The 21,105-nt window shown below is 69.6% G+C and carries 23 protein-coding genes; 9 read left to right on the top strand and 14 right to left on the bottom strand.

Annotated elements, in window-relative coordinates; genetic code table 11:
• Window positions 1-13 precede the first annotated feature (13 nt).
• The 4 genes from JMF97_RS24090 to JMF97_RS24075 form a co-directional block, all read right to left on the bottom strand.
• Window positions 14-1,225, bottom strand: a complete 1,212-nt coding sequence (locus JMF97_RS24090) for a PP2C family protein-serine/threonine phosphatase (RefSeq protein WP_203223579.1) — start codon at window positions 1,223-1,225, stop codon at window positions 14-16.
• 99 nt (window positions 1,226-1,324) lie between these two features.
• Entirely contained in the window at window positions 1,325-1,753 is a 429-nt protein-coding gene (locus JMF97_RS24085; RefSeq protein ID WP_203223578.1) for an ATP-binding protein, read from the bottom strand.
• Between the two features lie 136 nt (window positions 1,754-1,889).
• Window positions 1,890-2,882, bottom strand: a complete 993-nt coding sequence (locus JMF97_RS24080) for a DUF1700 domain-containing protein (protein ID WP_203223577.1) — start codon at window positions 2,880-2,882, stop codon at window positions 1,890-1,892.
• Window positions 2,879-3,217, bottom strand: a complete 339-nt coding sequence (locus JMF97_RS24075; protein ID WP_102658937.1) for a PadR family transcriptional regulator — start codon at window positions 3,215-3,217, stop codon at window positions 2,879-2,881. The genes JMF97_RS24080 and JMF97_RS24075 overlap by 4 nt, the downstream gene beginning before the upstream one ends.
• A 127-nt stretch (window positions 3,218-3,344) precedes the next feature.
• Between JMF97_RS24075 and JMF97_RS24070 the strand changes: the two genes are divergently transcribed.
• Genes JMF97_RS24070 through JMF97_RS31535 form a run of 3 tightly spaced genes read left to right on the top strand, consistent with a single transcriptional unit; the run spans window position 3,345 to window position 4,509 of the window.
• Window positions 3,345-3,692, top strand: coding sequence for an ArsR/SmtB family transcription factor (locus JMF97_RS24070; protein ID WP_203223576.1), 348 nt, complete (start codon window positions 3,345-3,347; stop codon window positions 3,690-3,692).
• Window positions 3,689-4,156 carry an SRPBCC family protein gene (locus JMF97_RS24065; protein WP_238360025.1) on the top strand — a complete coding sequence of 156 codons (468 nt, stop codon included), beginning with the start codon at window positions 3,689-3,691 and terminating at the stop codon, window positions 4,154-4,156. The genes JMF97_RS24070 and JMF97_RS24065 overlap by 4 nt, the downstream gene beginning before the upstream one ends.
• The gene (locus tag JMF97_RS31535; protein ID WP_238360024.1) at window positions 4,153-4,509 is read left to right on the top strand and encodes a nuclear transport factor 2 family protein; all 357 of its coding nucleotides are present in this window, start codon (window positions 4,153-4,155) and stop codon (window positions 4,507-4,509) included. Before JMF97_RS24065 ends, JMF97_RS31535 begins: the two co-directional genes overlap by 4 nt.
• A 45-nt stretch (window positions 4,510-4,554) precedes the next feature.
• Here JMF97_RS31535 and JMF97_RS24060 read toward each other — a convergent pair whose 3' ends face one another.
• The 3 genes from JMF97_RS24060 to JMF97_RS24050 form a co-directional block, all read right to left on the bottom strand.
• A complete protein-coding gene (locus tag JMF97_RS24060; protein ID WP_203223575.1) occupies window positions 4,555-5,694 on the bottom strand; it encodes a caspase family protein in 1,140 nt (379 codons plus the stop codon).
• A complete protein-coding gene (locus JMF97_RS24055; protein ID WP_203223574.1) occupies window positions 5,694-6,083 on the bottom strand; it encodes a hypothetical protein in 390 nt (129 codons plus the stop codon). The genes JMF97_RS24060 and JMF97_RS24055 overlap by 1 nt, the downstream gene beginning before the upstream one ends.
• Window positions 6,084-6,242: 159 nt before the next feature.
• Window positions 6,243-6,374, bottom strand: coding sequence for a GMC oxidoreductase (locus JMF97_RS24050; protein WP_307817091.1), 132 nt, complete (start codon window positions 6,372-6,374; stop codon window positions 6,243-6,245).
• A gap of 212 nt (window positions 6,375-6,586) precedes the next feature.
• On the opposite strand from JMF97_RS24050, the gene JMF97_RS24045 reads away from it, so the two are divergent.
• Entirely contained in the window at window positions 6,587-7,297 is a 711-nt protein-coding gene (locus JMF97_RS24045) for a sigma-70 family RNA polymerase sigma factor (protein ID WP_203223573.1), read from the top strand.
• A gap of 218 nt (window positions 7,298-7,515) precedes the next feature.
• Here the strand turns inward: JMF97_RS24045 and JMF97_RS32080 are convergent, their stop codons facing one another.
• Window positions 7,516-8,868, bottom strand: a complete 1,353-nt coding sequence (locus JMF97_RS32080; protein WP_203223572.1) for a cytochrome P450 family protein — start codon at window positions 8,866-8,868, stop codon at window positions 7,516-7,518.
• Window positions 8,869-9,045: 177 nt separating this feature from the next.
• Here JMF97_RS32080 and JMF97_RS24035 point away from each other — a divergent pair, with 177 nt between their 5' ends.
• On the top strand, window positions 9,046-9,639 hold the full coding sequence (locus tag JMF97_RS24035; RefSeq protein ID WP_203223571.1) for a sigma-70 family RNA polymerase sigma factor: 594 nt from the start codon (window positions 9,046-9,048) through the stop codon (window positions 9,637-9,639).
• 7 nt (window positions 9,640-9,646) lie between these two features.
• A complete protein-coding gene (locus JMF97_RS24030; protein ID WP_203223570.1) occupies window positions 9,647-10,141 on the top strand; it encodes an alpha/beta fold hydrolase in 495 nt (164 codons plus the stop codon).
• A gap of 36 nt (window positions 10,142-10,177) precedes the next feature.
• On the opposite strand, the gene JMF97_RS24025 is transcribed toward JMF97_RS24030, so the two are convergent.
• Window positions 10,178-11,581 carry a BTAD domain-containing putative transcriptional regulator gene (locus JMF97_RS24025; protein ID WP_203223569.1) on the bottom strand — a complete coding sequence of 468 codons (1,404 nt, stop codon included), beginning with the start codon at window positions 11,579-11,581 and terminating at the stop codon, window positions 10,178-10,180.
• Window positions 11,582-12,058: 477 nt separating this feature from the next.
• Here JMF97_RS24025 and JMF97_RS24020 point away from each other — a divergent pair, with 477 nt between their 5' ends.
• Complete coding sequence (locus JMF97_RS24020; protein ID WP_203223568.1) at window positions 12,059-12,520, top strand: acyl-CoA thioesterase; 462 nt, start codon at window positions 12,059-12,061, stop codon at window positions 12,518-12,520.
• A 506-nt stretch (window positions 12,521-13,026) separates the two neighbouring features.
• Here JMF97_RS24020 and JMF97_RS24015 read toward each other — a convergent pair.
• Window positions 13,027-13,650, bottom strand: a complete 624-nt coding sequence (locus JMF97_RS24015) for a response regulator transcription factor (RefSeq protein WP_203223567.1) — start codon at window positions 13,648-13,650, stop codon at window positions 13,027-13,029.
• A gap of 226 nt (window positions 13,651-13,876) precedes the next feature.
• On the opposite strand from JMF97_RS24015, the gene JMF97_RS24010 reads away from it, so the two are divergent.
• On the top strand, window positions 13,877-14,323 hold the full coding sequence (locus JMF97_RS24010; protein ID WP_203223566.1) for an MMPL family transporter: 447 nt from the start codon (window positions 13,877-13,879) through the stop codon (window positions 14,321-14,323).
• A gap of 11 nt (window positions 14,324-14,334) precedes the next feature.
• On the opposite strand, the gene JMF97_RS24005 is transcribed toward JMF97_RS24010, so the two are convergent.
• Together JMF97_RS24005 and JMF97_RS24000 are read right to left on the bottom strand one after the other, a co-directional pair.
• Entirely contained in the window at window positions 14,335-17,691 is a 3,357-nt protein-coding gene (locus JMF97_RS24005; protein ID WP_203223565.1) for a serine/threonine-protein kinase, read from the bottom strand.
• Window positions 17,692-18,342: a DUF7019 family protein gene (locus JMF97_RS24000; protein ID WP_203223564.1), complete on the bottom strand. Its 651-nt coding sequence runs from the start codon at window positions 18,340-18,342 to the stop codon at window positions 17,692-17,694.
• A 173-nt stretch (window positions 18,343-18,515) separates the two neighbouring features.
• Here JMF97_RS24000 and JMF97_RS23995 point away from each other — a divergent pair, with 173 nt between their 5' ends.
• The gene (locus tag JMF97_RS23995; protein ID WP_203223563.1) at window positions 18,516-19,118 is read left to right on the top strand and encodes a DUF998 domain-containing protein; all 603 of its coding nucleotides are present in this window, start codon (window positions 18,516-18,518) and stop codon (window positions 19,116-19,118) included.
• A gap of 72 nt (window positions 19,119-19,190) precedes the next feature.
• Here the strand turns inward: JMF97_RS23995 and JMF97_RS23990 are convergent, their stop codons facing one another.
• Together JMF97_RS23990 and JMF97_RS23985 are read right to left on the bottom strand one after the other, a co-directional pair.
• Window positions 19,191-19,964, bottom strand: a complete 774-nt coding sequence (locus JMF97_RS23990) for a hypothetical protein (RefSeq protein ID WP_203223562.1) — start codon at window positions 19,962-19,964, stop codon at window positions 19,191-19,193.
• A 140-nt stretch (window positions 19,965-20,104) separates the two neighbouring features.
• Window positions 20,105-20,968 (bottom strand): MaoC family dehydratase, encoded by an 864-nt coding sequence (locus JMF97_RS23985; RefSeq protein WP_203223561.1) that lies wholly within the window; start codon window positions 20,966-20,968, stop codon window positions 20,105-20,107.
• Between the last annotated feature and the right edge of the window lie 137 nt (window positions 20,969-21,105).

Here is a 21,105-nt window from a genome sequence, read left to right as displayed (position 1 = left end):
CGGGTCCGCCCGCTCAGTGGGGGCGGCGGATGGTCAGCAGGGCGACGTCGTCGGTCGGGGGCTCGTCGACCGCTGCGGCCATGATGTGGTCGCACAGCGCCTCGGCGGGCCCCGACTCGATGGCGTCGGCGAGCCGCGCGATGCCGGTGTCGATCAGTTCGCCGCGGCGTTCCACAAGTCCGTCGGTGTAGAAGACGAGCGTCGCGCCGGGCGGCAGCTCGACCACTGTGGTGTGGCGGCTGGCCGGGGGCGTGCCGACACCGAACGGTCGGTCCACGACGACGTCCACCAGGCGGGTGGGTTCGCCGGGCACGGCCAGCAGCGGCCGGAGGTGACCTGCGCAGGAGAGGTGCACCGTGGCGCGGTCGGGTGCGATGAGGGCGTAGAGGGCGGTGGTGAGGGTGCCCGCCTCGAAATGGTGGATCTTGCGGTCGAGGGCGGTCAGCACCTCGGCAGGGTTGTCGCGGTCGAGGGCGTAGGCGCGTAGCGCACTGCGGATGCGTCCCATGACGACGGCGGAGGGCAGTCCGTGACCGGAGACGTCGCCGATGACCGCGCCGAGCCAGCCCGACGGCAGGCTGAACACGTCGTACCAGTCGCCGCCGATGCCGAGGTCGTGGCCGGGCACGTACCGGGCGGCCAGGTCGAGGCCGGAGATGTCGGGCAGCCGGCTGGGCAGCAGGCTGCGTTGCAGGGCCAGCGCCGCCTGCCGGTCGAGGATCTGCGCCCGGACCTGCCCGGCGGAGCTGGCCCGGTCGGCGACGAGTTGCAGCAGCTGCACGTCGTCGGGGCCGAAGCGCCGCAGGGTCAGGGAACCGACGTGCAGCACACCGACGAGGTTGCCGTTGGCGAGCATGGGCACGCCCAGCAGTGCGCGTACGCCTGCGTCGAGCAGGATGGGGTTGACCACGTCGTTCGGGGTGACGTCGTAGATCATCACGGGGGCGGTGGTGGACGCGACGCGGCCGGCGAAACCCTCGCCGACCCGGATCCGGAATCCGCGACGTACCTCTTCTTCCAGGCCTTTGGCCGCGGTCGCGACGAGTTCGCCGGAGTGCCCGTCCAGCAGCAGGATGGTGGCGGTATCGACCTTGAGCAGGTCTCGGACCCGCTCGAGCAGTTCGTCGAAGAGATCGACGATGTTCAGACCCGAGAGAGCCCGGTCGGTGATCGCCTCGAATCGGCGCAACCGCTCCTCGTTTGTCATCAACTCGTCATCGGCCACGCGGAGAGCCTAGCCGCCGGGAGGCCGTCGATGCCCGTCAGGAGCCTGTGCGCAGGCTCGGCGTGGCACAGCGCCCGGGGCCGTCGCGCCCGGGTTCGGCTACCTCTGCCCGTCGTCGTGCGCTGCCGGTTTCCCGGCTGGCAGGTCGGCCCGCCGCACCGCGAAACGCAGGCGGACGATGGTGCCGCCGGACTCGGCGTAGGCGGTCACCTCGTCGCAGATGCGGGCCACGATGGCAAGTCCTCGTCCCCGCTCCGCATCCGGCGTCGGCATGGCGCGGCGCACCGTACGCATCGGGCCACTGTCGACGACCTCGCAGTAGACCGACGCGTCGTCGTACCAGATTCGGACCTGCCCGCCGCCGCTGGTGTGCTGAAGGGTGTTGGTGACCAGTTCGTTGACCGCGAGCGCCAGCGCGTCGGTCGAGTCGGCCGTCAAGCCGAGACGGTGTGCCTGCTCCCGTACGAAGGCCCGGACCAGGGGAAGATCGTCGACGACGCGGTAGGGCATCACGGTGGCGTTGCGCATGGTCTCGTTTCGAGCGCCTTCCCGGAAGCAGGAACCTACCGTACCGCGCGGATCCTGCCAGGATCTTCGGCCTGCCTCGGCACTGTCAACCGGGACCGGCCGGTTCCCCCACCGCCCCAGCCGATCGGGTGATCGTTCAGCCGGGCGAGGTCGAGGTGAGTCGGCCTCGACCCGCCGGAGGTCGCGGCTCGCGGTGGCGCCGCCGGGCCCGGGCGGTGACGAAACCGCTGGCCCCGATCATCAGGTACAGCCCGCCGAACAGCCAGAAGGCCGCGAACAGCAGGCCCCGGTCGACCATCGCGAAGACCATGACCAGCGCGCCGGCCAGCGCGGTCAGCGCGTACCCGGCCCGGAGGCCGTACGCACACAGCGCGCCGACGACGAGCGGCCCGACGATCCACAGCAGCACACCCACCCATTCGACACCCACCGAGCCGGTGGCGGCCGAGAACGCGAGCAGCAGCGCGGGCAGCATCACCACCGCCGTGGCGGCCAGGCGCCAGGACCGTACGGCGACCCGGCCGGGGTTTCGCCGCATCACCCACGGCACGACCGTCGCCGCCCAGAGCATGAGCACGAGGGGTACGTAGTAGAGGCCGATCTCGCCGCCGGCGCACGCGAGCGCCGTGAGCACTCCGGCACCGGCGAGCCCTGCCCCGCCGCGCAGCCGGGCGGGCAGCACCAGGGGCGCAGCCGCGATCAGTGCGGGCAGCAGGGTGAGCAGGGCGAATCCGGGGCCGAAGCGCTGCATGATGCTCTGCCCGTCGGGACCGGCCTGGGTCAGGTCCGACGGCAGCGCGGCCGACGGCAGCAGGAAGCTCACGCAGACGGCGGTCAGTACGCCGAGCGCCACCGCGATCGACCGCAGGGTCCGCCCGGCCCGGCCGGCGCGGTCCGCGGTGCCGTCGGCGAGGGCGAGTTCGTCGCGCGCCTGCCCCGCCACGTCCTGCGGGCTGCCGAGCCCGGCCAGGGCCTGGTCGATGCTCCGTCCGCTGTCCAGGGCGTCGACAAGGTGCGCGCGAACATCCTCGATGATCTCCTGCACCGTGTCGGGTGGCGCGTCGGCCAGTTCCGTGCCGAGCGCCCGCAGGTAGCTCTCCGCCGCGTCGGGCAGGGCGCCGTTGCTCATGTTTCCTCCGCTATCAGTTCGTCCACGTGCGGCTGGATGTCACGCCACACCGCCGCGAACACCCGCAACTGCGCCCGACCCTGAGTGGTGATCGCGTAGTACCGCCGGGCGTGCCCCTGTTCGGGGGTCAGCCAGTGGGTCTCGACGCTGCCCGCCTGTCGCATCCGGGCCAGCAGCGGGTACAGGCTGCCCTCGCTGGCGATCAGACCGCGGGCGGCGAGCCAGTCCGCCAACTCCAGGCCGTACATGTCGCGCTGCGAGAGCAACGCGAGCACGCAGTACTCAAGGACGCCCTTGCGGATGTTCGTGGTGATCCGCTCGCGCGTGTTGTCCATGGTTACAAGATACCTTGCGTAGCAAGACCTCTGGCGACGAGGGGGTGGTCAGCAATCCGAAGATCACCAACGCTGGGTTAAGCAAACCATCGTTTGCGCAAACAGAGGTTTGCGTTAGGGTGGGTTCATGGCACCCCCGCTCGTCGCATCCGGGCCGGAGCTCGACTCGGCCTTCGCCGCCCTCGGTGACCCCGTCCGCCGCGCCCTGGTGACTCGGCTCGCGCGTGGCGACGCCACCGTGGGCGAACTCGCCGAGCCCTTCGACCTGACTCCACAGGCGATCTCGCACCACGTTGGCGTCCTGCGCCGCTGTGGCCTGGTCGAGCAGCGGCGCGAGGGCACCCGACGCCCCTGCCGGCTCAGGGTCGACCAGCTGACACGGCTCGGCACCTGGATCGACGAGCAGCGCCGCGCCTGGGACGACCGCCTCGACGCCCTTGAACAGCACCTCAACCAGGACGGAGCGACCCGTTGACCGCCAGCGCCGAACGTCGTGGCGACGAACTCATCGCGAGACGTCGTCTCTCCGCCGAGCCGGAGCGGGTCTGGGCCGCCCTCACCTCACCGGCAAGCGTGGCGGCCTTCTGGGGTGGCTCGCATGCCACCGTGCCGCCCGATTCGGTGACCCTCGACCTGCGCCCCGGCGGGGAGTTCGCACTCGACACCCGCGCTCCGGACGGCACGACCCGCCGGCTCCGGTTCGTCTACGTGAGCGTCGCCGCACCACACGAACTCGTCTTCGACGAGCCCGTCACCGGTCTGCGCACCAGCATCGGCCTGCGGCCTGTCGACGGCGGCACGGATCTCACCGTCCACCAACGTCGACTGCCACCCGAGCTGCAGACCGCCCAGGCGGCCGACGGGCTCGCCGCGATCCTCGACGCCCTCGCCACACACCTGACGCGCAGCGACGCCGCACCATCAGAGAGAAGACGATGACTCAGCAGACCCAACGCCACCTCGTCGCGGAATACTTCGAAGGCTTCCGGACGAGCGATCATCAGCGCATCCTCGCGACCCTCACCGACGACGTCCAGTGGGTCATCCACGGCCACCGGAGCACTCACGGCAAGGCGGAGTTCGACGCCGAGATCGAGAATCCGGCCTTCACCGGCAGTCCCGATCTCGACGTCTTACGCATCCACGAGGACGGCCCGGTCGTCATCACCACCGGTGAGGGCCGCGGGACCAGCGTCGACCACGGGCCGTTCCGGTTCGCCTTCAACGACCTGTTCACGTTCCGCGACGGGCTCATCGCCCGCGTCGACTCCTACGTCGTCCCGCTGCCCTGACCGGGTGACCCGACCTGCCGTCGGTCACGCCCCGACCGGTGCACCTCAGCCGTCGTCGCCGCCGAAGATGCGGTGTTCCAGGGTGTCCGCGCTCACCGCGAGGTGGTAGCAGTGCGCCGCCAGTTGCTGGCTCGACGCCCCGGCCAACGGGGTGAACGACTGCGCGACGACCTGCGGGACTCCCGTGTCTGCGCTGACCAGCGCGATACGGCCGTAGCCGGGCCGGGCCGCCCCGGCGAGCAACTGCTCCGGGGTGATCAGCATCGACAGCGGCCCGACTTCGGCCTCCATCCCGCAGAGCTGCACACCCTCGATGAACGGCTCGGCGCCCTCGACGGCGAAGATCCGCACCAGGTGGCTGCGGTCCTCCGGCAGCGGAACGGTCAGCTCGTAGTGGGTGTCGTACTCCTCCCACTCCGCGCCCAACTGCGCGGCGATCGTGGGGATCCGTCGTTTCAGCGGGCCGCTGCGCCCGCCGGTCACGGCGGCCGGCGACAGCCCGGTCGTCACCACCGGCGCCGGGATCGGGTCGTCGGTTAGCAGCCAGCGCTCGATCAGGTCGTCCAGGCCGATGTCGTTCTTCCGCTCCGCGTCCAGGAACTGCACCGCGCGTTCGATCGTCACCGGACGACCCCAGCCGGCGATCAACGGGTGGCCACCCAGCGCGGTACGCCAGGCCGGCGCGTAGGCGCCGACGTAGCAGGCACCGAGGACCACCAGTCGCAGCCCGGCCGAGACGGTGCTCGGGTCGATGCCGTCGGGCGAGATCATCGCCCCGTCGCAGCACTCCAGGCTGCCGTCGGCACCGCCGTGGGAACTCCAGTAGATGCCGGCCGGGACGAGTTCCTCGACGCCGGCGCCCGTGCCCGCGACCGCCTCCCGCAGGTCGTCCCCGGTGGCCTGGGTGTCGACGACCACTGTGTATCCGGCGGCGCGCAGGGTTTCGATGTCGTCGTCGATCTGGGCGAGTTCCTCGGCCAGCATCGCCCGGTCCTGCCCGCTGCCGGTCTTGAACCCGAACAGGAACAGGAAGGACTTCCCGTCGCCCGGACCGCTGCCCGTCGGGGGATGCAGCACGCGGGCCGCCGGGTCGTCGGTGCGGCCGTCGTCGGTCCAGCGCTTCGGGCCGTTGCGGACGTTCTCCCAGCCGGGCGGCAGGAACACCTCGTCGGCACGCTCGGACATCAGAACTCGTCCCCGGCGGTGAGCTGGTGCTCCAGTTCGTCGGCCGTGGCAGCGATCGCCTCCAGCGGGATGGCGAACTCGTCCGGGTCGAGCGTGGCGAGCAGCGCGTTGTAGATGAGGGCGTAGTCCCCCTCGTCGTCGAGCGCGAGCGCACCGAGATCGAAGTCGTCGTTCTTGCGCAGCGCGACTCGCGGCTTCATGTCCTTGCCCTCGCAGACATAGCTGCGGAACTCGATCCACTCCCGCTCGTACGCCTCGTAACGGCTCACGGTGATCCTCTGGGTCCGGCCCGATTCGTACGTCCAGACCAGCGAGAACCAGTCGTCCTCCAGATCGTCCAACTTGTACTTGGTTCGTGCATGCTCGCACAGTTCGTACCAGGTCGGCATGATGTCGAATCTCCTGTCCGCTGAGCCCCGAATCAGGGCCGGTGACACCTTAGCGGCATTCATCCTTTATAGACAGATGCGTGCGGCGGGACCACGACACTGTCGACGACGCATCGCCAGGCCGCCGGTTCACTGCCGACGGACCCGGCTCGGAAATCCCTAGAAGTACCTGGTGCGGATCAGGTCGGCGGCCTTCTCCCCGATCATCATCGTCGCCGGATTCGGGCCTACGCTGACGATCCGGGGCATGACCGAGGCGTCGGCGACACGCAGCCCGTCCAGGCCGTGCACCCATTGCTCACCCCGACCGCCGGTGATTGACGATCTCCGCCCGCGCCGTTGACCCGTTCTGCCTGAACTTCCGCGTTCCGGCACGTCGGTAAGGGTGTGACTGCAGGCCCGGTACGGGGTGGTGCCGTCGAGGGTGCGGCCGCTCGGGCAGGTCCGGCATGCGGCCCTGGTCGGCGGCCATCACCGCGTGCGGCAGCAGAGAGAGGGCATCGATGAGGCGGTCGGATGACCACCGGGCGGCGCCGCACGAGGCGCTGGTCAGGCAGATCTGGCAGGAACACAGCCGGGCGATGCTGGCGTACGCCGTGCAGGTGACCGGGAACCGCGCGGACGCCGAAGACGTCGTGCAGGAGACGCTGATCCACGCCTGGCGTCAAGCGCACCACCTGTCCGCGCGGCAGGATTCCACCCGAACCTGGCTGCTCACCGTGGTGCAGGACATCGTCGCTGCCCACCTGCGTGCCCGGCCGGCCGGCACCCGCCGAGCCGACCCGGAGCCGACAGACGTCACGGCCTTGAACGACCACGCCGAGCAGGTGGTCGACGCCATGCTGGTGGCCGAGGGCGTGCGCCGGCTGATACCCAAACATCGCGTCGTGATCGAACTGATCTACCTGCGCGGCTATTCGCTGGCGGATGCGGCCGACGCCCTCGGTCTCTCGACGGAGACCGTCAAGACGCGGGCGTACTACGCCCTGCGGGCACTTCAGGGAATGTATCCGGATCTTCCGCATTCCGACTCCCGCCGGCGACCGCTGGTCGAGGACGCCGAAAGCACCGTCGATCGCCACGTCGCGGGTCGGTGTCTGCGCGCCCGGCCGCTGCCGGGACGGCCGGCGATCCGGCGCGTCACCGGCGGACGCCCTGGCCGGTCGGTGACGCCACCGATTCCTCGCCGGACACCCGTCGACGGCGGTGCTTGACGACGACGTGCCAGTAGAGGAGGCCGACGCCGCGCAGAATCCAGGCGACAGCGATGACGACGAGGGTGCGCATACCGTGATCGACGTGTCGTCCGGACGCCCGTTCGCAGCTGTGAGGCAACGAACGGGGGCTGCGGGCCGCGGTGTCGACACGAAAAGGGTCGCCGTGCTCGATCACGGCGGCCCGATCTCGTCCCTCCTGTGCCCGGTACGGATCCTCAGGTCGTTGTCACGAGGAGTTCGTCGAGTCCGTGCATCAGCGCGCTGGCCCGCCAGCGGGGGGCGAATCCCTCGGCCAGTCGCAGCCCGGGTAGCCGCGCCGCCAGCCTGGTGAAGGCGATTCGTGCCTCCAGACGGGCCAGCGGGGCGCCGAGGCAGTGGTGGATGCCGTGGCCGAAGGCGAGGTGCGGGCTCCACTCGCGGCCCATGTCGAAGGCATCAGGATCGGTGTACCGACCGGCATCGCGGTGCGCGGCCAGGATGGAGAGCAACACCGTCGATCCGGCCGGGATGACCTGATCGCCGTACGTGACGTCCTCGGTGGCCATCCGGTGGGTTCCCAGTTGTACCGGGCTCTCGTAACGCAGCACCTCTTCGATGACCTGGGGCAACTGGTCCGGGTCGGCGCGGATCCGGCTCCACCGCGTGGGGTCGTCCAGCAGCATCCAGGCGCCGTTGCCGATGAGGTTCGCCGTCGTGTCGTAGCCGGCCAGCAGCAGCAGGTACACCGTCGAGACGAGTTCGTCCTCGCTGAGCTGATCACCGTTGTCGCGCATGGCGATCATGGCGGAGATCAGATCGTCACCGGGATGCCGGCGTTTGTTGCCGACCAGGTCACGGATGTAACCGATCATTCCGATCATGGCGCCGGGCAACTCGCGGATCCGGTTCGGGCCCGAGACGATGATGCTCGCCGCCTCGATGAAGCTGCCACGGTCGTCGGCCGGGACACCGAGCAGCTCGCAGATGATCGTGATCGGGATCGGGAACGCGAACTTCGACATGAGGTCATGCGAGCCCGGTGTGCTCAGCTCGTCGATCAGCTGATCGGCGGTGGCGGTGATGGCGGGCACGAGACGTCCGATCCGCCGCGCGGTGAAGGAGCCCTGGATCAGCCGACGCAGGCGCGTGTGGTCCGGGGGGTCGACGGTGAGCATGTTCTGCGCGGTGGCGGCGTAGATGTCGGGCGGCAACTGCGGCCGTAGTCCGAGCGGGGAGAGCTGACCGTCCTTGACGAGCCGAGGATCGGCCAACGCCTTGCGCACGTCGTCGTGACGGGTCAGGAGCCAGCCGGTCCGCCCGTCGGGCAGACGCAGCGGCGTCACCGGCCGTTGCTCCCGGTGGTTGGCCAGTTCGCGGTGCACGTCACCGCCGAAGAAGCCCAGGAAGGGCTCCTCCTGCATCGGTGCTTGCGGGGTCTGAGGCTCCATACCGATGCCGACGTAGTGAGCCGCGGTGGGTTCAGCCGTCAGCCCACCGCAGCCGAAGCGGACGTCGCCGCCGTCGCTCGCCGGGCGGATGAACGTTCCCGGCGAGCCATCGTCGAACAGAACGTGATGCGCTTTGGGCACGGCGTCCGAAAACCTTCGACTCCGTTCGGATATTGGTTATTCACCGAGTGTTGGATAAGCGACAGACGCTCCGTGATTCCCATCACTCACAACGAAGTAACAAGCAATAAAGTCGTCTTCCACTCACCCCTCATAGGCTTGCCACCCGATCTGCTGAAATTGCTGAGGGGATGAGCCGTGACCGTCGCCACTGCGCCCAGGAGCGCAGAAGTACCCGCATCCGAGCGCAGCCCGACCAGCACCGAGTCGCCGGCACCAAGCGCTGAGATCTGCATTCAGGAAATCCACCGCAACAATGGCCGCGCCCTGCTGCGTTTCCTGCGGAGCCTGGTGTCGTCGGATTCCGCCCACACCGCCGAGGATCTGGTGCAGGAGACCATGCTGCGTGCCTGGCGCAGCCTCGACGCGGTGCCGATCGAGCCCGAGTCTCAGCGCCGCTGGCTGTTCACTGTGGCCCGACGGTTGGCCATCGACGCGTACCGCAAACGACAGTCGCGACCGGCGGAGATCAGCCTGGTCGACACCGAACCCGTCGGTGTCGGGAGCGAAGCTGCGGAGACCGTGATCGCCAAGCTGACGTTGCAGCAGGCCATCGCCGGACTGAGTCCCGCGCACCGGTCCGTTCTCGTCGAGTTGCACGTGAAGGGGAACAGCCTTGAGCAGGCCGCGGCACGGCTCGGCGTTCCCGTCGGTACCGTCAAATCACGCGCGCACTACGCCATGAAGTTCCTTCGAGAGGCGCTCGACGGCACCGAGGCATTCCGCCGGTGATCGACAGATGAACCCGACTGTCGTCCTGGTGCACGGCGCGTACACCGATGCCACGTGTTGGCACCGGGTGATCAGCCGGCTGCGCCGATCGGGCCATCGGGCGATCGGGGTCGCCAACCCGCTGGGCGACCTCTCCGGGTACGCCGCTCATCTGTCGTCGGTGCTGGCGAGCATCGACGGACCGATCGTGCTCGCCGGGCACTCGTGCGGCGGTGTGGTGGCCACCGACGCCGCAACCGAGCACGACAACGTCAAGGCGCTCGTCTATGTCGCGGCGATCGCGCCGGACAAGGGCGAGAGCGTGCCGGCCTGGCGGCTCATCCCGTCCTGGTTCATCTACAGCCAGCGCGACCCCGTCATTCCGGTCGAGGTGTCCCGTTTCATGGCCGACCGGGCCGGGGCCCAGGAGTCCGTGGAACTCCCGGGCGCCTCGCACGCTCTCCCGGCGGCACAGCCGCAGGCGGTCGCCGACATCATCCTGCGGGCTGCCACCGCCGTCTGATCCGTCGGACGGCAGCCGGCAAAGGTGTCCCCCGCCCTACCTCTGATCACCACGCTGCGGTTGGTCGCTGTCGGAGCTTTCGGCGAGGTCGACAACCGCGAGATCCCGCAGGAAAACCGCCCAGGCGGCGGCCGCGTCGTCGACCAGTCGCCGCTGCGCGATGTCCATCAGTCCCGTCACGCTTGTCACCACGGCAGCCAACGCTCCGTCGGACCGTCGGAACATCGACTGGACGAGCCGGACGATCTTCGGAGACGGGTACTCGAACCGAGTCACCACATCCACCTGGTCGCCGAGAACCAGCTCGCGCAGGTATTTGATCGACACGTCCAGTTCCACGGGCCCGAGGCCGGCCGCCGCGAGTTCCTTGATGGACAGTCCGGCATCGGCGAGCGCCGCCCACCGGGCCTGGATCGAATAATCGAGGTATTTCGAGCTGCGCACATTTCCGTTGGTGCCGATGTCGTCGGCACCAACGGCGATCGACGCGGTATGAGTGACGCCGTCATAATGTGATTGCAGTTTCCGGTCGGGCGATTCGCTCGGTCGAGACGTGGAGTGGCAGGTGTCCGGTCTCTGCTGCGCCGTGCCGGATATCTGTTGGCGCTGCCCGGTCTCCTGCGGTGCGCTGGAGTGCTGGAGAAGCTGGCGATACGCCATCTGCAGTTCGGGGCCAGGGTCGACACCGAGTTCTTCCCGGAGCTTTCGACGGAGCATGTGAAAGCGGGCGATCGCCTCCGCCTGCTGACCGACGGCGGACAGCACCATCATGAGCCTGGCTTGGAGCCGCTCGTCATAGAGGTGATGCGTCGCCATCCGCCGCAACGGAAAGAGCATGGCGTGACCGGACCCCAGGCGCAGCGACAGGTCCCCCGCGTCGATGGCATGCCCGACGCACTCCTGGTCGACGGCGCTGAAGGCGTCGAACTGCTCCGCCAACAGATCGGGGGCTCCTGCGCACGGGCCCCGCCACATCTCCAGGGCCTGGGAGTACGCGGCCAACGCCGAGTCCGGTCGTCCGGCGCCGATCGCCGCGCGTGCCTCCAGTCCCAGCCTGCGGAAGGAGAGCAGATCGAGGTTCTTCTCGTCCACCTGGATGCGGTATCCGGATGCGTCGGAACAGAGCCACCGTCCCCGCACCCGAGGCCCGATCTCCGGCTCGAAGAGGCGGCGCAGATTGCCCACGTAGCGGTGGACGATGTTGACAGCACTCGCCGGCGGCTGGCTGCCCCACAACATCGAGACCACCTCCGCGGTGCCGACGGGCTCACCCCCACGAGCGAGCAGCAGAGCCAGGATCAACCGCTGCTGACGGGGGCCCAGGTCAAGCTCCTGGCCGTTGCGCCGTACCCGGACGGGGCCGAGAACCTCGAACAGCAGGGGTGGGGACCTGTCAGCGTCGTTAATCACGGATAAACCTTTCTGCCGTGGATCCTGCACGTATGGCAGGGTCGTCTGATCGGCTGTGACCTGCCCCGGCATCGTCTTCGTTCCCGTTCGGGGGCCGGTCCATTTCATCGGTCCTGAGCGGTGCGCGTACGTCTCATCGGTGCACCTGACGCTCCAAGCAGAAGTGGTTGCTGTGCTTGTCGATGTCGGCAACGCGCTGGTCGAGGCAACCCTGACCCACCGACTCCGGCTGTGATGGTCGTCGCACGCCGCAGGCCGGGACAGGGACTTCGACACCGGCCCTGGACCGGTGTCGCCGAGTCACGGGTGAAGAGGGCTTCGTGCCCGGTCCACGAAGGTCGTGGCCTCCTGCGTGGTATGTCCCGATGTCCGCATCAGTCGAGGCCCTGGTCGCAGCCGTGCGTCGACGCCACGGCGCCGGACCGGGCCGCCGCTGAACCCGGGCGCTTCCCACACGTTGGTACAGGTCAGAGGACCATTCGATGCCCCCCTGACGACGGAGACACCATGCCGCACTCAACACACATCGTCATTCGTAGCGACGACATCGATGTGAACGGTCACGTGCAGAGCGCCCGATACCTCAACTACGCCCAACACGCCCGTTGGATCGCCGTCGCGCAGGCAGGGCTCTCGATCAGGAAGCTTGCCGGCGCGGGTTTCAGCCCGGTCGAACTGGATGTCTCCATCAAGTACCTGCACGAACTCATGCTCGGCGACGAAATCGACGTCGAATCGCGGTTCGAGTTCCCGTCACCGAAGACCATCCGGGTCGTCCAATCGATCGTCCGACGCTCCGACGGCGCCCTGGCTGCCACGGTGACCAGCCTGACCGGCCTGATGAACCTCACGGAACGCAAGCTCGTCGACGATGCTGCCGGCGTCTGGCGTACGTTTCTCCGTGAGCCGTCCGTCGTCGACCTTCCGCCCCTGGATGAGGTGTTGAGGCCGGCTGGGGCATCGGCCTGACCCTGATCGCGGTCACCGCGGTGAGCGACAGCGTCGCGGCCCTACTCGTCCTGATCGGCGTGCGTGTGCGGAACCGGGCCCCCACCCGATGACACGCTGGCGTCCGCGGTCCGGCCCGCCTGGAGATGCACAGTGGAGACGTCGCCGGCGAACCGCTTGGTCATCCCTTCACCATTCGGCACGTGCAGGCTGTCGGCGCTACCGGTACTGACGTCAATCCCGAAATTGGAAATGCTCACGAAACCCCCCTGACAAAGGCGTTGTTCACCGGAGCAACGGCGGTGAACTTGCTCCAGGAAGCGTAGTGGCGATCGCCACCGACAGCCATATTTCGCGAATGCTGAGAGCGGTGAGAAGTCACACCGGCCGGGCCGTGAACCAGAAACCACCGTTGTCCGTTTAAGCACGAACCGGCCCCACCGACAATCAGCCCGGAAAAGCGTACCGTCGGTGACGGCTACGTCCCCTCCGGTATTCATCCGATACGCCTCAGTGCCCGCGGGTCCTCAGATCAGACCCGCGCGCACCGCGTACGCGACCACATGTGGCCGGCTACGGAGCTGGTACCGGTCCATCACCCCGTAGATGATCGTCTTCACCGTCCGTACGGAGTACCGGATCTCCTCGGCGATCTCGGTGGTGTCCAGTCCGTCGGCCATCAACCGCAGCACCTCGATCTCGCGGGAGGTCAACCCGGTGAGGGTCAGCCCGTTGGGCAGCAGCACCTCCCGCTGGAGCCGCCGGAAGTGTTCGAGCAGGCTGCCGATCAGGTGCGGCGGCATGATCCCCGCGCCCGCCTCGGCGGCCTGGACACTCTGGACGAGGCGTTCCTGGTTGACCGAGGCGCGGGGAAGGATGGCAACCACCCCGCACTCCACGGCCGTGATCAGCTGTAGCTCGTCGATGTCGGAGATGACCAGCACCACGGGCCGCGCGGCGGTCGCGGCCGTCAGGCGCAGCACCCTGACCGCCGCGGCGGTGAATCGCTCGGCCGCCACGACGGCGACGTCGAACGAGTCCGGATCGTCCGCCGACACGACGGTGATGTCGGGAGCCCCGGCCAGGTAGCTGGACAGTCCGACGGTCGACAGCGGGTCGGTCGCCTGCACCAGAACACGCGTCTCCGCCACGACCAGCAGCCCCCAACGGTAGTAGGTCTCGTCTCCTGTGAGGACGCGTGCTCTCGGCCGAAGTTCACTGGCGCTCGTCCATGACGGATTGCCGACTTGTCACCCTTGGCCGCGTTGACAACTACTGAAATGTCAAGTGCAATATACCGCAGGACGATCTGAGCGCTGCTGGCGCGCTCGCCGCTCCGCACCAAGATCCAAGACGCGCACCCACGAACGAACGTCGATGACCTTCCGCCTCCGCGGCAGCCGCTCCATCGACGGTCGACCTCGCACGACCGCGGGCCTCAGCCGCACATCCCCCGCTCGGCCTCAGTCGACGGGTCACCCGACGGCCGCCATGCGTGGTCTGGCCGCCACCGCCCGGACCATCACCGCGGCGGCACTGATCATGGTGGTGGTGTTCGCGGGCTTCATGACGAACGCCGACATCGTCACGAAGATGATCGGCGTCGGGCTGGCCACCGCGGTCGCTCTCGACGCCACGATCGTCCGGCTCGTGCTGGTGCCGGCGACCATGATGCTCTTCGGTCGGGCCAACTGGTGGCTACCGGGATGGTTGGACCGGCTGCTGCCGAACCTGGACCGGCGACGCGCACCCTCCGGTGCGCCGGTCGACAAGGGTGAGACGGACGTGGCGGACCGTCCGGTGGAGCCGGTCAGCGCCGGTTGATCCGCGCGGCATCACCGGCCCGGGGCGTCGTGTCCGGGGCCGGTGATGCCCGTTCGCATCCGGTGATCCCAGTCCAGTTCCCAGAGCTGGATGTGGAAGTGGCCCAGGACAGCCAGGAAGCCGCTACCGTCGGAGGCCATCTCCACCGCCAGGACGTCCCGGCTGCATTCGACCTCGGTGACGAGCGTGCCGGTCGGCAGGTGCCACAGGCGGATCTGTCGGCGGGATGCGACCAGCAGGAGATCACCGTCGGCGGTCAGCGCCATCGACACCACTGCTCCGTCGGCCGCCTGGAGCACGGTGTCGGGGCGTCCCGCCACGCACAACGCGACCTCGCCACCGTTTGCGAACTCGTGCCGGGTCGCGGCGATCACCCGGCCGTCGGCGCTGGCCACCAGGGGCCCTTCGGCGGTCACCTCGACCGCATCGTCGGGGTGCACGCGCCGCACCTGCACCAGCCCTCCGGCGGGAAGCAGCGTCCGACGCACGGTGTTCAGGTCGGCGTCGAGGACCCGGGTACGTCCGTCGTCGGCGACCCGGAGCACGACGTCACCGCAGAGCACCACCCGCTCGTCCGGGTACGCCGACCAGCCGCACACCCGCTGGCCGGTGACCCGGTTGGCCAGGACACTGATGCCGTCCCGGCGGACGAACTCGAAGGTGGGGTTGGGCACCTCCAGTGCCGGGTCACCGCCGTCGTCGCGCACCACGACGCCGACCCGTCGGGCCGTCCTGAGGTCCCACAGTGTCTCCGCCTGATCGTCCCTCGTCACCAGCACATGCCGGTCGTCGGCGCAGGCGGTCACCTTTTCCACCGACGTCTCCCGGCCGTCCCGGCTGTCCGACACCGCACCGGTTCGCAGGTCGAGCACCCGCACTCCGTGATGGAACGACTCGAGGAAGGCGTGGCGCAGGTTCCGGGTGACCGCCCAGTTGCCCCGCGACTCCTGCTCGAAACGGCGCGTGGGCCACACGCCTGTGAACGCCGTCCGCTCGCTGAACGCGCCGACGCGCCGCCAGAGCGCCCGCAGGCGCGGATGCCGACGGTAGGCGGGCATCCGGCGCACGATGTCGAGGTGGCGCCGGGCTTCGATCAGCCGGCCGGTGTCGAGCAGGTCGTCGGCCAGGTCGAGGTTCTCCTCGGCCACCAGCGCGTCACCGACGAGACGATCGGCGGGTTGCGGACGGGCGTAGCTCCAGGGCGCGGCGGGCCCGGGCTCAGGGACGTGCACGACGCTGGTGGTGCGCTTCGCAGCGCCCCGGCCGAGCTCGACGAGCGCCACCCGGCCGTACGCATCGAGGGCGACGTGCATCGGGTCGCGGGACCCGATCGGTGTGGTGAACGCGCACCGCACCTGGTCGAGGCGCCACACCTGGACGACGCGCTCGAACGCGTTGACGGCGGTTCGGCCGTCGTCGCTGACCGCGAGCCAGCTGAAGCCGTTGTTCCACAGTGCGGCGCTGCCGAGGTCGGTGACCTGGAAGGCGGTCAGGTCCAGCAGCCACATCCGGCCGTCGTCCGTGGCGGACAGGGCGAACCGCGCGCCGGCACTGACGGTGCCGTGCCACCGCAGGCCACCGACCGACCACAGCAGCTCACCGGTGCCGACGTCCAGGACCTGAAGGTGCCACGACCACTCGTCGAAGACGACCACCCGCTGGTTGTCGGCGGTCACCGCCACCGTCGTGCCGTGGCTGAACATGGACGAGTCGGCCGGCGCGACGGTGGCCCGACCGACGACGTGGATCGGGTCGCCCAGCAGGCGTACGACCCTGTCCTGCCCTACGGCGACGACCACCGTCCCGTCGGGGCTCACCGCGACCGACCCGGCCACGGCCGGCGGTACGTCGACACGGCGGGTGCACCCGCCGCTGGTGGTGTCCCACACCCGTACCTGTCCGGTGTCGTCCGCGGACACCAGAACCCGGCCGTCGGCGCTGAGCGACACCGACGTGACGGCGCCGGTGTGGCCGGTCAGTTCGTGCCGTATCCGTCCGGTCTGAAGCGACCACACCCGCAGTTCCCGGTTCCGGAAGGTCACCGCAGCCAGCCGGCCGTCGGCGCTGAGGGCGAACGGGTGCTGCTGGTCGAGGTACACCGGGCTCGGTCCGGCCGGGACCGGGCGGTGCGGTACGGCGTCGGCTGCCGCCCGCGCAGCGGCGACGTCCGGCCCGTCCGGCAGATCGCGCAGCAGGCGCAGAGCGGCTTCCTTGTCTGCGCGTTCGATGTGCACGAGCGCCAGCAGATGGTCGACGATCCGGTCGTCCTTCTGGCTCAGGCGTGCCGCGTCCAGTTGCATGATCAGCTCGCGGTCGGTCTGCTGCCCCGACCGCCAGATGCGCAGGCCGCGGTTGTAGGTGGCGTGCGGATGGTGCGGGTCGATCCGCAGCGCCTCCTCCCACAGGTGGTCGACCTCGTCGGCGTGCCCGAGGTCCAACAGGGACAGGGCGCGGTTGGACAGGGCGTCGGCCAGCAACGGCGCCTCGTCGGGAGGCTGCCGTGGGTACGGTGTGAACACCGTGTCGAGGTAGATCGCCGCCAGTTCGTCGGCGATGACGTCGAAGCCCGCCGGGCGGTCTGCGGTGTCCTCGGCGAAGCAGCGTCGCAGCAGGTCGGCGACGCCCGGCGGTAACGCGGGAATTGTCGGGTCCGCCGCGCCCGTGTCGAGAAAGCGCGCGAGCGCACCGGCTGCCGCATACCCGAACAGGGTCGGCGGCCGGCCGGCGAACATCTCGAACACACTCACCGCCCACGACCACACGTCGGTCGCGGGACCGAGGCGCTCACCCCGTGCCTGCTCCGGTGAGCAGTACTCCAGGGTCATGCCGTTGACCGTGGTCAGCCTCTCCTGCCCGGGGCGGGGTGGCCGGACCGTGGCGAGCCCGAAGTCGGTGATCTTCGCGGTGCCGTTCCGGTCGAGCATGACGTTCGCGGGTTTGACGTCCTGGTGCACCAGGCCTCTGCGGTGCGCGTACCCCAGGCCCCAGGCACACTGGATGGCCACGTCGAGGATGCGGCGGACCGCGCGTGGGTGGCCGCCGCGGTAGAGCGAGCGGTCACCGACGGCCTGGGCCACGCTGCCGCCGTCGACCCATTCGGCAAAGACCCGGGGGATGCCCTCGATGCGGCGTACGTAGGCGCAGCTGACCACCTGCGGGTGCCCGCCCAGACCGACCCAGGCCTGGGCCTCGGCCTCGAACCGCCGCATGTCGTCCGGGGAGGTGACCAGTTCCTGGCGTGGTGTCTTGACCGCCAGCTCCATCCCCCACTGGCGGTGCCACACCCGGTAGACCAGGCCCATGCCGCCGGTGTCGATGACCTCGCGGACCTCGTACGCCCCGAGCAGCACGTCCCCCGGGGACCACATCTAGTCGACCAGTGCCACGTACAGCGGGGTGCCGAGCAGCACGTCGAGGCCGTCGGCCGTGGGGCTGGGCCCGTGCAGCAGGCGTTTGGCGACGAACTCCAGGTGCTGGTGGGGCCCCGGCATCAGCTCGTTGGCCCGATGCACGGCGGTCAGGGCGTCGCGTTCCTGCGCCTCGTCCTCCTGGGTGATCGCCTCGGTCAGCGCGCTGATCTGCGGATCGGTACGCAGCCCGGCCAGCAGGGACGGGGTCAACGACCGGGGCATCCCGGACGCCGTCGCGGCGGGCGCGCCCAGCACGTGGTGACCCGAGCCGCCGAGCCCGAGCACGGTGCGCTCGGTGGCACCGCCGAAGTAGACCAGGGTCGGCTCGGTGGGAAACGGTCCCCAGCGCAGCGGCAGCAACCCCCAGAAGAACTGACCGGGCTCGTCGACCGTGCCGAGGTCACCGTGATCCTCCAGGTGGCGTACCACCCGTTGCAGGCGCGCCGTACGCTCGCCGCCCTCGGGTGTCTCCGAGGCCCGCTTGCCGGCCAGGACGGTCAGGTTCAGACTCAGCTCGGTGGTGCGTTTACGGGTGAACGCCGGGTCCACCTGCGCGAGCAGCATGTCGACCTTGCTGTCACTGACGTAGAGGTAATACCGGATCGACACAGGCGCTCCCCGTACGCTTTGCCACCACGGCGATCCTATCGGTGATTGTGGTCATCGAGCGGCCCCCGCGTCCGGCCGTGGTTGCCGTGACCATCGGCACTGTGCCCGGCGGCAGCTCGCTCGATGTACTGGAACCGCCGGAGATTCCGGCACGCAGCGGGAAGAGGACACACGTGATCTTGTGGGCGGGTGCCGTCGGAGCGGTGTTGTTCGTGCTGGTGTTCCTCGTCGACGGCGGGAGCCGTCCGCACTACGCGTCAGCACGCCACCCGGTCAGCGCGCTGGCGCTCGGCAGCCGAGGCTGGATCCAGACGGCCAACTTCGTGGTCTGCGGTTCCGCCATCACGGCGGGGGCCGTCGCAGTGATCGTCGAGGGCCCGAGCGTCCTGCTCGGTGTGGTGCTGAGCATCTTCGGGCTCGGGCTTGTCGCCTCCGGGGTGTTCCGGATGGACCCGATGCTCGGCTACCCGCCGGGTGCCCCGGCCGGCATACCCGAGCAGCACAGCACCGCGCACCGGGTCCACGACATCGCCGGTGCCGTCGTCTTCCTGTCCCTGCCCCTCGCCGCGGCCATCAGCGCGTTCACCCTGTCGGCGACGTCCTGGCGAGTCGCCTCGGGTTGCGTCGCGGTGGCCCTGTTCCTCGGGCTCGGTCAGTTCGGCAGAGCCTGGGAGCATGTGTCACCGCGCATCGGCCTCGTCCAGCGCGCTGTGATCATCCCGGGGTGGGGTTGGCTCGCCGCGCTGTTCGCCGCGCTGGCGCTCGGGCTGAGCTAGTCAGGTGGCCGACCCGCACCTCGGGCGGGCGCGGGTCGGCCACCTGTCATGCCTGCGGACCGCGCTGCCGGGTCAGCAGCCGATGCGCTTGGTGGACAGCGCGATGTCGTCGATCCAGAGGTCGAACTCGCCCGGGGTGGTGCCGCCCTGGTAGAGCTGCCAGCCGATCTTCACGGTGTTCACCGTCGGCAGGATGAACGGCACGTCGTTGCCGCCGTGCCGGGTGGTGGAGGCGGTCAGCTCCGGGTTCGCCACCCCGTCGATCCACACGACGACGCGGTTGTCCTTCGGGTCGAGTTGCCACTCGAAGCACTGCCAGGTGTCTTCGACCACGGGCGCCGACTCCCGCCAGTTGGTCCAGTCGCCGGTCGGGCCGCCGTCGGCGCCCACGCCCCAGAAGATGCCGGGGACCGTGGGTGCGTACTGGCCGCCGATCGGCCGGACGATCTCCGAGCTGCCGGTGCCGGTCGCCTCCACAAGCGTGAAGTGCGCCCAGTCGGGGGCGATGGGGAAGGCGTCGACGCGCAGCCGCATCCGGCCGTAGAAGCCGTTGCCCGGTGCCGCGAAGTCGTCGACGCGCAGGAAGGCGCGCCCGTTGTCGACGGTGTGGATGTGCAGCACCTGATTGCCGCGGCGGGCGCGTTCCACGGTGAGGGTGCCGTTGCGCGTGTCGATGCCCCAGTCCAGGGTGCTGGCGCCGCCGGGCCGTAAGCCCTCGAAGTCCTCGCAGAAGAGCAGGTGCCGAGGGCAGGAGTTGCGGTGTGTGGCGTTCGCGGCGTCGGTGGGCACGCTGCCGGCCGTGACGCCGAGCATCAGGGCGGTCAACGCGGCAAGAAGGTTACGCATGGTTCCTCCGTGAGTTGGTTCCCAGCGTGCCGGGGACAGGCCGCCCGTGGAAGCGTTCCCATATATAGCAGATATTCGATGCCTTGGTGGCCCGTCACCGCTTCGGTGCACCGCCCTCACGGTGCGGCAGGTCCGGCCGGCTACCGCACCCCGGCGGTACCCCGGTCGAGCACGACCCGGCCGGTGGCGTCGACGACCTGGAAGACGACGCCGAGGCGACGCCGCCAGATCCGGATCGTCAGGGTGGTGCCCGGATACACGGGTGCGGTGAAGCGGGCGTCGATGCCGCGCAGCCGGGCCGGATCCGATCCGGCGACCGTGTGCAGCAGGGCGCGTCCCGTGTAGCCGTAGGTGCAGAGTCCGTGCAGCAACGGCTGCGGCAGACCGGCGCGTACGGCGACCGTCGGGTCGCTGTGCAGCGGGTTGCGGTCGCCGCTGAGCCGGTAGAGCAGCGCCTGGTCGCGGGGCACCGGGTAGTGGATCTCGTGGTCGGGCGCCGCGGTGGGAGTCGGCCAGGCCGGGGCGGGTGCCCGGTCGCCACCGAAGCCGCCCGCGCCGACGACGAAGAAGCCCGCCCGGGCGGTGGCCAGTGGGCGACCGTGCCCGTCGCTGACCCGGGAGAGCACCCGGACCAGAGCGCCGCTGCCCTGGTCGTGGACGGCGGTGACGGCGGCGGTGACGCGGGCGACGCCTGCGACGGGTAGGGCGCGGTGCAGCAGCAGGGACTGTTCGGCGTGGCGGACGTTCGCCGGGTCGCCCAGGGGCGGCGGGTCGGCGGCGAGCAGCGCGGCGAAGGTCGGCAGCGCGGCCTGCGGGTGGCCGGCGGAGTTCTCGGTGGCGAAGCGCAGCTCGGCGGTGGGGTCGGGTTGGCCGGCACCGACGCCGAGGGCGTACAGCAGCGAGTCGGTGCCGTCCCAGTGCCGTTCGGCGGTGCACCGCCAGCGCAGCAGCGACGCGGGGTGCGGGCGGTCGTGGAGCGCTCCGGGGTCGGCAGTCAGGGCCATGGGACCTCGTTTCTGGGCCGGTGCCAACAAAGTGCTGGTCAGCGCCTTGGGAATCTCTTGACGCTGTGGTTGGCAGCACAGTACCGTCCCACATTAAGCAACACGGACCACCATATGAGCCAGTCGAAGGACTGAGG

The organism is Micromonospora fiedleri (assembly GCF_016774385.1).
GTDB lineage: Bacteria > Actinomycetota > Actinomycetes > Mycobacteriales > Micromonosporaceae > Micromonospora > Micromonospora gifhornensis.
Note: the sequence above shows the minus strand (reverse complement) of the source record. Positions and strands in the feature narration are given on the sequence as shown.

What these genes read in the sequence shown, in the direction of transcription:
- JMF97_RS24085 (WP_203223578.1), bottom strand. Translation starts at nt 1,753, where the DNA reads ATGCGCAACGCCACCGTGATGCCCTACCGCGTCGTCGACGATCTTCCC.
- JMF97_RS24080 (WP_203223577.1), bottom strand. Translation starts at nt 2,882, where the DNA reads ATGAGCAACGGCGCCCTGCCCGACGCGGCGGAGAGCTACCTGCGGGCG.
- JMF97_RS24075 (WP_102658937.1), bottom strand. Translation starts at nt 3,217, where the DNA reads ATGGACAACACGCGCGAGCGGATCACCACGAACATCCGCAAGGGCGTC.
- JMF97_RS24070 (WP_203223576.1), top strand. Translation starts at nt 3,345, where the DNA reads ATGGCACCCCCGCTCGTCGCATCCGGGCCGGAGCTCGACTCGGCCTTC.
- JMF97_RS31535 (WP_238360024.1), top strand. Translation starts at nt 4,153, where the DNA reads ATGACTCAGCAGACCCAACGCCACCTCGTCGCGGAATACTTCGAAGGC.
- JMF97_RS24060 (WP_203223575.1), bottom strand. Translation starts at nt 5,694, where the DNA reads ATGTCCGAGCGTGCCGACGAGGTGTTCCTGCCGCCCGGCTGGGAGAAC.
- JMF97_RS24055 (WP_203223574.1), bottom strand. Translation starts at nt 6,083, where the DNA reads ATGCCGACCTGGTACGAACTGTGCGAGCATGCACGAACCAAGTACAAG.
- JMF97_RS24045 (WP_203223573.1), top strand. Translation starts at nt 6,587, where the DNA reads ATGAGGCGGTCGGATGACCACCGGGCGGCGCCGCACGAGGCGCTGGTC.
- JMF97_RS24030 (WP_203223570.1), top strand. Translation starts at nt 9,647, where the DNA reads ATGAACCCGACTGTCGTCCTGGTGCACGGCGCGTACACCGATGCCACG.
- JMF97_RS24020 (WP_203223568.1), top strand. Translation starts at nt 12,059, where the DNA reads ATGCCGCACTCAACACACATCGTCATTCGTAGCGACGACATCGATGTG.
- JMF97_RS24010 (WP_203223566.1), top strand. Translation starts at nt 13,877, where the DNA reads ATGACCTTCCGCCTCCGCGGCAGCCGCTCCATCGACGGTCGACCTCGC.
- JMF97_RS24005 (WP_203223565.1), bottom strand. Translation starts at nt 17,691, where the DNA reads ATGTGGTCCCCGGGGGACGTGCTGCTCGGGGCGTACGAGGTCCGCGAG.
- JMF97_RS23990 (WP_203223562.1), bottom strand. Translation starts at nt 19,964, where the DNA reads ATGCGTAACCTTCTTGCCGCGTTGACCGCCCTGATGCTCGGCGTCACG.
- JMF97_RS23985 (WP_203223561.1), bottom strand. Translation starts at nt 20,968, where the DNA reads ATGGCCCTGACTGCCGACCCCGGAGCGCTCCACGACCGCCCGCACCCC.